2 protein-coding genes are annotated in these 1,416 nt (G+C 63.1%); one reads left to right on the forward strand and one right to left on the reverse strand.

The window, feature by feature from the left end; translation table 11 throughout:
- The first annotated feature begins 52 nt into the window (after positions 1-52).
- Positions 53-1,242 (forward strand): IS3 family transposase gene (locus AACY49_RS29540; protein WP_339527707.1). Its coding sequence is split into 2 segments (ribosomal slippage): positions 53-311 and positions 311-1,242, totalling 1,191 coding nucleotides; the frame shifts between segments, so codons are not numbered across the junction.
- On the opposite strand, the gene AACY49_RS29545 is transcribed toward AACY49_RS29540, so the two are convergent.
- On the reverse strand, positions 1,230-1,416 hold a 187-nt coding region (locus AACY49_RS29545; protein WP_339527709.1), incomplete at its 5' end, for a hypothetical protein. The two genes, AACY49_RS29540 and AACY49_RS29545, sit on opposite strands and share 13 nt — an antisense overlap.

Below are 1,416 nucleotides of genomic sequence, written 5' to 3' on the forward strand. Positions count from 1 at the left end.
CTTGGCTTGATCCAGTGTGAAGTAGACTCTGGCCCCACGACAAGGACCAGAGATGAAGCGCAACAGGTTCACCGAAGACCAGATCATCGGAATATTGAAGGAACAGGAGGCCGGGGTTGCGGTCGCCGATCTGTGCCGCAAGCATGGCGTGAGCAACGCCAGCATCTACAAATGGAAGGCCAAGTATGGCGGCATGGACGTCAGCGAGGCGAAGCGGCTGAAGGCGCTCGAGGACGAGAACGGCCGGCTCAAGAAGCTTCTGGCCGATGCGATGCTGGACAACTCGGCGTTGAAGGACCTCCTCGGAAAAAAATGGTAACGCCCGCTGCCGAGCGGGATGCTGTCGCCCATCTCCAGACTGCCCATGGGATGAGCGAGCGGCGGGCGTGCCAGGCGCTGGGGTGCTGTCGGATGACAATGCGCTACCGGGCCACCAGGATCGATGACGGCTTGCTGCGCGAGCGGATGAAGGCCATTGCCCATGAGCGGCGACGGTTCGGCTATCGGCGGCTGCACGTTCTGCTCCGACGCGAGGGGCATGTGGTCAATCACAAGCGATTGTTCCGGATCTATCGCGAGGAGAAGCTGACCGTGCGCCGCCGTGGCGGGCGCAAGCGGGCCATGGGCACGCGGGCGCCGATGCTGATCCCGATGGCGCCGAACCGGCGCTGGTCACTCGACTTCGTCTCGGACCAGCTCACCGACGGCCGCCGCTTCCGCATCCTGACCGTCGTCGACGACTGCACGCGGGAATGCCTTGCCCTGGTCGCCGACACTTCGCTGTCTGGACTGCGGGTGGCGCGCGAACTCGAAGCGCTCATCGCCGGGCGCGGGAAGCCGGCAATGATCGTCAGCGACAACGGCACCGAGTTCACCTCGAACGCCATCCTGGGCTTCGCCGAGCGGATGAAGATCGACTGGCATTACATCGCCCCGGGCAAACCGATCCAGAACGCCTTCATCGAAAGTTTTAACGGTCGGCTGCGCGACGAGCTGCTCAACGAGACGCTGTTCCCCTCGCTCTCGCACGTGCGGGCAACGGCGGCGTCATGGAGGACCGATTACAACCTCAACCGACCGCACTCGCGGCTCGGCTGGCTGACACCTGCCGAATACGCCGACACCTTCAACCCGCGACGGGATCTGCCGCTGCGCTCAATGGCCAGCTCCGCGTCAGCCCCCGTCGCTCACTCCGCCCAGATGGGCAAAACCAACCGTCAGAGTCTCCATCACGCTGGATAGAAGTTGGGGGCAACGTCAGCAGCGACAACGGCAAGCATGATTTTTCTTCGTTCCTTTCGCCATTCACCTGGCGATATGGAAGCGCACCGATGCGAGCGATCTGGAGCGAGCAGAACAAGCGAACCATCTGGCGTCGCATATGGGTCGCGCTCGCCCGTGCTCAGCATTCGGTTG

The sequence above is a fragment of the Pseudomonas sp. EL_65y_Pfl2_R96 genome (assembly GCF_963970905.1).
In the GTDB taxonomy this organism is placed as follows: Bacteria; Pseudomonadota; Gammaproteobacteria; order Pseudomonadales; family Pseudomonadaceae; genus Aquipseudomonas.